This is a genomic window from Salinivirga sp., assembly GCF_035268865.1.
In the GTDB taxonomy this organism is placed as follows: Bacteria; Bacteroidota; Bacteroidia; order Bacteroidales; family Salinivirgaceae; genus Salinivirga.
In genome coordinates this window covers 1-8,746 of the sequence record NZ_DATFKB010000244.1, presented here as the reverse complement: position 1 = coordinate 8,746, position 8,746 = coordinate 1, and the positions used below count along the sequence as shown (strand labels likewise).

8 protein-coding genes are annotated in these 8,746 nt (G+C 38.5%); 5 read left to right on the top strand and 3 right to left on the bottom strand.

Features of this window, described 5'->3' with window-relative positions; translation table 11 throughout:
- Nucleotides 1–160: 160 nt before the first annotated feature.
- Together recF and VJ937_RS14730 are read left to right on the top strand one after the other, a co-directional pair.
- Nucleotides 161–1,267, top strand: a complete 1,107-nt coding sequence (gene recF, locus VJ937_RS14735) for a DNA replication/repair protein RecF (RefSeq protein ID WP_324068372.1) — start codon at nucleotides 161–163, stop codon at nucleotides 1,265–1,267.
- Nucleotides 1,268–1,275: 8 nt separating this feature from the next.
- On the top strand, nucleotides 1,276–1,569 hold the full coding sequence (locus VJ937_RS14730; RefSeq protein ID WP_324068370.1) for a DUF721 domain-containing protein: 294 nt from the start codon (nucleotides 1,276–1,278) through the stop codon (nucleotides 1,567–1,569).
- 34 nt (nucleotides 1,570–1,603) lie between these two features.
- On the opposite strand, the gene ndk is transcribed toward VJ937_RS14730, so the two are convergent.
- Nucleotides 1,604–2,056 carry a nucleoside-diphosphate kinase gene (ndk, locus tag VJ937_RS14725; RefSeq protein WP_057951701.1) on the bottom strand — a complete coding sequence of 151 codons (453 nt, stop codon included), beginning with the start codon at nucleotides 2,054–2,056 and terminating at the stop codon, nucleotides 1,604–1,606.
- Between the two features lie 224 nt (nucleotides 2,057–2,280).
- Between ndk and VJ937_RS14720 the strand changes: the two genes are divergently transcribed.
- From VJ937_RS14720 to VJ937_RS14710, 3 genes are read left to right on the top strand one after another with little or no spacing between them, the layout of a single operon-like run.
- The gene (locus VJ937_RS14720; RefSeq protein WP_324068368.1) at nucleotides 2,281–4,245 is read left to right on the top strand and encodes a beta-L-arabinofuranosidase domain-containing protein; all 1,965 of its coding nucleotides are present in this window, start codon (nucleotides 2,281–2,283) and stop codon (nucleotides 4,243–4,245) included.
- Nucleotides 4,246–4,251: 6 nt separating this feature from the next.
- The gene (locus VJ937_RS14715; RefSeq protein ID WP_324068366.1) at nucleotides 4,252–5,019 is read left to right on the top strand and encodes a glycosyltransferase family 2 protein; all 768 of its coding nucleotides are present in this window, start codon (nucleotides 4,252–4,254) and stop codon (nucleotides 5,017–5,019) included.
- Nucleotides 5,012–6,010, top strand: coding sequence for a lysylphosphatidylglycerol synthase transmembrane domain-containing protein (locus tag VJ937_RS14710; RefSeq protein WP_324068364.1), 999 nt, complete (start codon nucleotides 5,012–5,014; stop codon nucleotides 6,008–6,010). The genes VJ937_RS14715 and VJ937_RS14710 overlap by 8 nt, the downstream gene beginning before the upstream one ends.
- A 104-nt stretch (nucleotides 6,011–6,114) precedes the next feature.
- Here the strand turns inward: VJ937_RS14710 and fmt are convergent, their stop codons facing one another.
- Nucleotides 6,115–7,056, bottom strand: coding sequence for a methionyl-tRNA formyltransferase (gene fmt, locus VJ937_RS14705; protein ID WP_324068362.1), 942 nt, complete (start codon nucleotides 7,054–7,056; stop codon nucleotides 6,115–6,117).
- Nucleotides 7,057–7,101: 45 nt separating this feature from the next.
- Nucleotides 7,102–8,746 (bottom strand): hypothetical protein (locus tag VJ937_RS14700; protein WP_324068361.1); only part of this gene is annotated, 1,645 nt, incomplete at its 5' end.

The window sequence follows — 8,746 nt, the reverse complement described above, 5'->3', positions numbered from 1 at the left end:
CACTCAAACAGGTGATTTCCTAAGTCGGGGTTAACCTAAATACGGCAAGGATTTTCATCTTGAAAAATTAAATCCTTGCGGAATTTAGCTGTTAAACGATTGTGGGTAAGTTTTCTGTTTTTTATACAAAATCTAAGGGGCAATGATTAATTTTGTATCCATGTATTTGAACAAATTGACATTGTTGAATTTTAAAAATTATGCGTCTGCTGAGCTGGATTTATCTCCCGCAATCAATTGTTTTGTAGGTGATAACGGCGCAGGTAAAACGAATTTGCTCGAAGCGGTTTATTATTTATCCTATTGTAAAAGTTGTTTCAATATTCCTGATCAGCAAAATATTAAACAGGACGACCATTTTTTTATGATTGATGGTGTATTTAATATTCGTGATGAAGAAGAGAAAATAGTTTGTGGTGTACAGGAAGGCCGTAAAAAGAAATTTAGCCGGAATAAAAAAGAGTATCAACGACTGTCTGACCATATTGGAATGATTCCCGTTGTGCTCAGCACACCAAGTGATACGCAGCTCATTCACGATGGCAGCGAAGAGCGCAGAAGGCTGGTTAATACCTTAATCTCTACGCACGATCGCAGTTATTTACAAAAATTAATCGATTACAACAAGGCTCTGGAGCAGCGTAACCGATTACTCAAAACATTTGCAGAACAAAATTACTGGGATGAGCCTTCGCTTGAAATGTGGGACGAAGCATTATATAAAAATGCCATGCCCATTTTTGAAGCTCGTAAAAATTTGCTTGAAAAGCTTATTCCCGATTTTCAGGAATACTACAACTATATTTCCGGTAACCAGGAGGAAGTTTCGCTTCAGTACAAATCTGATCTTTTTGACGGCAATTTGGCTGACCTGTTAAAGCAGAACAGAAAGCCAGATCAACTTGCTCGCTATACTACAAAAGGTATACATCGCGATGATTTGGTGTTCATGATAGGCAACCGTAACGTAAAAAAAACAGCATCGCAGGGACAGCAAAAAACCTACCTTGTATCGTTAAAATTTGCACAATTCGATCTTATTAAAAAAACAATGAACAAAAAACCATTGCTTTTGCTCGATGATGTGTTCGATAAACTTGATGCATCGAGAGTTGAGCGAATTATCTCGCTTGTGGCAGGAGATAGCTTTGGGCAAATATTTATTACTGATGCCAACAAGGTGAGAATTGACAAAGTACTTGAAAAAGTTACATCAGATTTTCGTATATTTAGTGTTGCAAACGGGCAGATTTCACCTGTAGAATAGTTTTGATTATGAGAAGAAGCAATGAAAGTAGTTTGGGCGATTTGATTGATAACTGGTTGAAAAATCATGATAAACATTCACCCATAGTTAAAGCCCATGTGGTAAACCGCTGGGAAGATTTTGTGGGGAAAATGGCTGCCCGTTATACTGATTATGTGAAGTTCGACGGAGATAAACTCATTGTAAAAATGAAATCAGCCGTGGCACGCCGTGAACTGGAAATGATAAAAACGCCTCTGATTGAAAAAATCAACCAGGAGGCGGGGAGTGAGGTTGTAGCTGATATTGATTTTAGCTCCTGATGCTTTGAGGGCATTTAATGCTTTTGAGATTTACTCACTTTTCGCTGCAACTCGTTTTTTTTACTTCAAAAAACTTCTCGTAACCGGCAAAAAAGTACTCACTCTCTTTTTGCGCATTCTCATCACTATCTGATCCATGTACAGCATTAGCCTGTACTGATTTTGCAAACATATGACGGATTGTTCCCGGTTCTGCTTTTGTTGGATCTGTATTACCGATGAGTTTGCGGAAATCATCAACAGCATTCTCTTTCTGTAATATGGCAGCAACAATTGGTCCCGATACCATAAATTCCACCAAATCTTCAAAGAATGGCTTGTCTTTATGAATGCAGTAAAAGCTACGTGCTTCACTGCGGCTTAGCTGAACCATTTTCATCGCTGCAATGTGAAATCCTGCATCTGAAATTTTGTCTAAGATAGGACCGATATGCTCATTTTTTACAGCACCGGGTTTAATGATAGTGAAAGTAATAGTACCTGCCATGTTATAATTTTTATGGATTAAACATTCAATATTTACATTCTACCAGAAAAAATGTTTAGCTAAGATAAAAAGATTCTGAGCAAAAAGCAGCTCAGCAAGTAATAAGTATTCTTAGTTTTGGATATGTCTGAATTCTGAGAGACTATATTTTTTTCAACATCATGAGGGGCCTATGAGTTGTAAATATAGACAGGTGAACATTTTAAAAAAGATTGGAGTACCAAATGTTTACATACTTTGCTATAGTTTTAAGCCTTAGTATCGCTATGAATGGAAGTTTTCAACAAACAAAAGAAAGGAATATTGTGACAGATATTTATCAGTATAACATTTTAAAGGCCGGCGAAATTAATCCTACCGGCTGGATCAATAAACAATTAAAACGTGATTTAAACGATGGGTATATCGGGCATTACGATGATGTGAACAAGACCGTAACGCATGATGTGTTTTTTAATCAAAACCGAATTAGTAAAAGAAAATTTTCCTTAAGAAAAGAATGGTGGAGTGGAGAACATGAAGGTTACTGGAAAGATGCTATGGTACGTATGGCGTTTTTAACAGGCGACAGTACCTATATCAACCATATGAATTCATGGATGCATGAGTTACTTCAACACACAAATGAGAAAGGATATATTGGTATTTATCGCGATTGTGAAGCACCCGGATGCCGGTTCAACCACGAACGGGGTAATGGTGAACTTTGGGCAACAAGCAGAGTTTTAATGGCCATGCTGGCCTATTACGAATTTACCGGCGATGAGGAAATTTTAAATGCTGCCGAGAAAGCTACAAAACTTGTAATGCAGCAATACCAGGACAGGAATTACTTCCTGCATACCTCAAAAGGTGGCGGCGTAAGTCATGGTGTTGGTTTTTTTGAGAATCTGGAATGGCTCTACAGGCTCACGGGTGATGCGCAATATTTGGAATTTGCCGGTAAATTATACGAAGATTTTAATGAAGGGCATATACGCGATGATGATTTGAAAACTGAACTGCTCCTTAATGAGTCGGAATTGTTTGAAAAACATGGTGCGCATATTGCCGAAGGTCTATTTGTCCCCGAGTTTATTTCAGCCATACAAAGCGGACATGCTTTAGATAGCGCCGCATCAAATTTAATGGAGAAACTGGAACAGCACCTCACACCTGGAGGCGCTATGCGCTGCGATGAGTGGATTAAGGGTCGCAAGGGAACAGCTGATGAGCATTATGAATATTGCGGTATTGCCGAAATGATCAGCCCAATGAATAAAATGATTTCATTTACAGGTGATTTTAGTTTAGCCGACCGCATTGAAAAAATGACCTTTAATGCAGGTCAGGGCGCACGTATGCCTGTTTTAAAGGCTGTTTCCTATCTTACGACCGACAATCGCATAAAAATTAACCATAGTGAAATAGCCAAGCGTGAATCATACGATGCTGCGCACTTTGCAGCTGCATGTTGTGCTCTAAACGCCGGCAGATTAATGCCTTATTATGCTGAAGGTATGTGGATGAAAGGTGACGACAATAAACAACTTGCCGCATTGCTCTACGGACCCAATGTACTTGAGACAAATATGAACGGTACACCACTAAAAATAACCGAGGATACTGATTATCCTTTTTCTGACAAAATTGTTTTTAAAATCAAGCCCGATCAACCTGTGAGCTTTGATCTTGTGTTGAGAAAGCCGTTTAATTGCCAGGATTTTGAACTAGATAGCCCCGATGGAGCACAGGTCGAAGAATTAACCGACCGCATTATAATTAGTAATCAATGGAAACCAGGTGAAAGTGTTACTGTAAAGTTTAACTTTAAAATTCAGCAGCACGATCAGCCGGAATCAAAAACTGTAAAGGGTAAGGGTGTTTATGTTCAACGCGGACCATTGGTATATGCCTTACCTTTTGAACATAAACTGAAAAAAGTTAAAGAGTATTATAACAGTGGATTTTACCGCTATAAGATAAAAGCAAAAGATAAAAGCAATTGGAAACTAAAAATCGATGCGAATGCACCAATGAATTTTATCCCTGCGAAGGACGATAACCTTTTGACACCATGGGATGATCCGGCTGTAAAAATTGAATCGACCTTAGTAGATAAAAAAGGAAATCGCGAAAGATATTTGCTAGTTCCTATGGGGAATACTATATTTCGCCGGGTTACATTTTCAAAAGCTAACCATAAATAATCAAATATGAAAGAAAAAACAAGTATTGTGATTTGTGCCTATAACGAAGAACCCACAATCGAAGATGTGGTATCTAAATGCAGAGAATATAATCCTGAGAGCGAGCTTGTTGTTGTTGATGACGGGTCTCAGGATAAAACCGAAGAAATATTAAGGTCACTGAATAAGGAACTGGATTTTCGCTATATAAGGCTCGATGAAAATCAGGGAAAGAGCAATGCAATGGCACTCGGAGTGCAGAAAGCTGAACGCGATATAATCCTTTTCTTTGATGCTGATGTTTCTGGTATTAAAAAAGAACACTTCGAGCAGTTGCTCAGTCCATTGGGTGACGAGGCCGATATGGTGCTGGGTTCACCTTCTGAAACTTTGATCGATTATCGGGTAAATCCGTTTAAAAGCCTTACGGGTGAACGTGCGTTGTATAAAAAAGACCTTGAACCGATTCTGGAAAACATTCAGGATATTCGATTCGGGGTAGAGACCTATATGAACCTTTATTTCCAGGCACATGGAAAAAAGATTAAGTACACGCTGCTGGATGGGCTTACACATCCCACAAAATACGATAAAACATCGGCTGATAAAGCTACCAGGGAGTTTATAGATGAAGGAAAAGAAATTGCTGTAACTTTACTCAGAAACTATGACCTGATTACCCAACGTATTTCAAATTCATTTGGAGAGCAGGGCGATAGTATTAAAGATTCGCTGAAAAAACTGCAGAAAGATTTAAATGAAAAAATTCAGGTTTTATTAAGAAATAATGGATAGAAAGCGTGTTGTCAGGTCTGCAGTTTTTCTTATTGTAGGCGTCGGTCTCTTATGGTTGGTTTTTCGCGATACTAAACTCGATCAGTTATACAATGAGTTGAATAAAATTAATCCGTTCTGGATAGGGGTATCGATTCTGATTAATATTTTAAGTCAGTTTGTTCGTGGAGTACGGTGGAAAATGCTTTTCAAGCCGATGAAATACAACCCCCGAACGACCAATATATTTTTATCGGTAATAGTTCTGGCTTTTACCAATCAGGTGATTCCTCGAGGTGGCGAAATTGCGCGACTCGGTATTATTAATCGGTATGAAAAAATACCACTGGCCAAATTGTTCGGTACTGCATTGGTGGAGAGGCTTACAGATTTGTTTATACTCTTCCTGATATTTACAGCCTTATTAGTCTGGAAAATGCCGTTGATTATCAGAATCATAGAGCTACCTGAGGTCAGTATGCAAAATTTGAGTTTTTCTAGTGTGATGATAATTATTGGTAGCTCGGTTGCCTTTTTTATTGTTGTCTGGCTATTGCTTAGGCGGTTCAATGTATTTGAGCGTTTCAGAGATAAGTTGCAAAAGGTTGGGCGCGATATAAAAGAGGGCTTTACTTCGTTATACAAAATTAAGGGTAAAATATGGTACCTTGCGCTATCTTTATTGATTTATGTGCTTTGGTTACTAATGTTTTACGTTCTAATATTTGCCTACCCGCCAATGAAAGAAGTGAGTTTTACTGCAGCTGCTTTTACATTTGGTGTAGCTACTTCAGCATTTTTATTGCCAATTCAATCGGGTATGGGTGCCTGGCACTTTTTAGCCATACAAAGTCTGATGCTTTTCGGTATTGGACACGATACCGCTGCTGTTTTTGCCCTAATGGCCCACGCTGTAACTAATTTGGTGCACTTACCTCTGGGAGCCATTGCATTTGCAATATTACCATTTGTCAATAAAAAGAGAATTTCTGAGCCTGCGAAAGTCAGTTGAGTTATCACAGGTGAGAAAGGTTTTTATTTTTCCTGAAATAAGACTTCAGGCGCAGAATATTTTTTTCATAGAAACCGATAAGGTAACTTGCATTGCATGTTTTTTTATGATAGCATTTTTAGCTTGAGTTCATCGCTTTTCTGTAACCCCCTTAGAAACTCTTCAGCCGTGACACGTTTTTTTGATTGGGGCTGAAGCTCCTGTATTTCGTACCAGCCTCTTTTAACAGCTATTGCCAGTTTGTTTTCATTTATTTTTAAAATTCCTGGAATCATGTCATGATCCTCTTTTGCGAAATGACCCATAAAAATTTTGGCCGTAAATGGCTTCCCGTTTTTCGTGAAAGTTGTCCAGGCAGCAGGGTAGGGCGATAGTCCGCGTATGAAGTTGTGTATAACCCGGCCATCTTTTGACCAGTCTATCTCACAATCTTCCTTGTAAATTTTGGGTGCTGATTTATCTGATTTCTTTATTTGAGGAGCTGCTTCTGCTGTACCTTCTTCAATTTCTTTTACGGTTGCACTCAGTATGGAAGCGCCTGTAACCATCAGCTTATCATGAAGTGTCCCGGCTGTATCGTTGGGGTAAATGTTTACATTATGTTGCATGATGATACGGCCGGTGTCAATTTTTTTGTCGAGGAAAAAGGTGGTTACCCCGGTCTGCTTTTCACCGTTAATAATAGCATGGTTAATTGGAGCGGCTCCACGGTAATCGGGTAGCAGGCTTGCATGTAAATTAATGGATCCGTTGGTGGGCAGACTAAATACAGCCTCTGGCAGCATTCGAAATGCTACTACCACGTTTAGGTCGGGATTATAAGATTTTAATATTTCAATGAATTCCGGGTCTTTTAGGTTCGAGGGTTGTAGTACTGGCAAGCCAGTCTTCGTGGCAAATTCTTTTACCGGCGTTGGTATTACCTTTTGGCCTCTGCCGCGTTTTTTGTCGGGTGCAGTTACTACTGCTACCACATTATAATTAATATTGAGTGTTTCAAGTGATTTTACGGCAAAATCGGGAGTGCCCATGAAAATAATGCGCATATAATTGTTTTTCGGGGTGTTAATAAAGTAGTGTTTTTACAGCGGCTATTCTGCTGCTTGCTTTTTGTAAACCTTAATCCAGTCAATGGAAAAGTTCGCCGGCAGGTTTTCCGGTTGTTTTTCCAAAATGGAAGCTAAACTAATATAAAGTTCTTCTCCATTGAGTTGATGCGTTGCCCTTGCAACTTCTATATTGTTCAGCGACCAGATAAGTTCGCTATCGTTCCATTCAAGACTATGAATAAAGTATTTATCGTTTAGGTTGATACCTTTAATCTTATGACTTATAATATGCGTTTGGTCTTCTTTGGGTATGTAGCGTACTTCGTATCCGCTGCCTTTACCCGTTTTAAGGAGGTCAATATGTGGTGTGATTTTTTCTCCTTTAAGGCTCAATCCATGAACGATATTGCCTGGTTGTTGCAAGCTTACTTTAGCTTCTATTTTGCCCTGGTTAAAACGAAAGGCTTGTGCTGTGTTCAGTGTGCCAGAAGTAAAATCAAATTCTTCTTCCATGAATCCGTGTTTTTTACTCCAGCTTTTGCCTTTAGTATGTTCTTTTTTGGTCTCAATATTCAGGGCTGAATGATCTATGTGCAGGTTTTCTCCTTTTGTGAAGAATTGTTTTTCTCCTTTTGTCACATAGTTGTCATTGAAGGTCATCATGCCGGCAAAAACAACCGGGCTCCATACATCTTTATTCAGTTGCGCATTGTCGAAATCTTCACTAAAAATGGTTTCCCATTTCCGTAATTCTTTAAACCGGTCTTCCTGTGTTACCTTAAAGTACCATTTCAGGTCATCATTTTGTTCGAGTTCTTTATATTTTGCAAGGCTTTTGTATTCCTCTGTTTTTTCAAACTTTTTATCATCTCTCAGGTATTCAACCTTATCTCTGAAGGCCGGATCTTCGGTTTGTTCTTTGAGTTCGTAATAACGCTTGAGCTTGTCACTTTCTTTTACTGCGATGTAGTTTTTATAAGCTTTTGATTGCTCAAACTTGTGATAGAATTTAATATCCGGATCTTTCTGCAGCTGCTTATACTCCTGTTGCAATTTATACAAATCAGATGTTTTAAAATCTGTTTCTTTTAGCTTTTCCTGGTATTCATCCGATTGCAGATAAATTTCCAATGCCTCGTATTCGTTCATTAACTCTCCACTGGAGGTCTGATCAATAAATTCCGGATGCCCGGCATTAACAAATTTAAAATAAACTTTAAGCTCACCGTCTTTTTGGAGGCCCTGATAGCGATTGCGCTGATCAATTTGCTCGCTATATTCTGATTCGTTTTCTTTATTGATCTTGTTATAGTCAAAACTCTCTACAGCCTCTTTAAGCGAATAGAAGTTCTTGAGTTTTTCGCTCTCTTTTATATCTTGATAGGTCTTGAATCCCGGGCTATTGATCAGTTTAAAGTATTTTTTTAAGTCAGGATGTTTTTTTAATGCTTTAAAACGTTTGGCTTTTTCCTTTTCTGCTTTGTGGTCAGCATCCATTTGCTTTTTAAGCTCCTCAATCTGTCCGCTTTCTACAGTCTCCTTGATTTCATTATATCGCTCAAGCTTTTCGCTTTTTTGTATCTCTTCAAAACGTTTGAGTTCATTTGATTCAAGGGTTTTGAAATAAAGCTGAATGCTTTTATCTTTCTGTAAGCTGGTGAATTCATTTATAAGCTTTTCCTCTTCA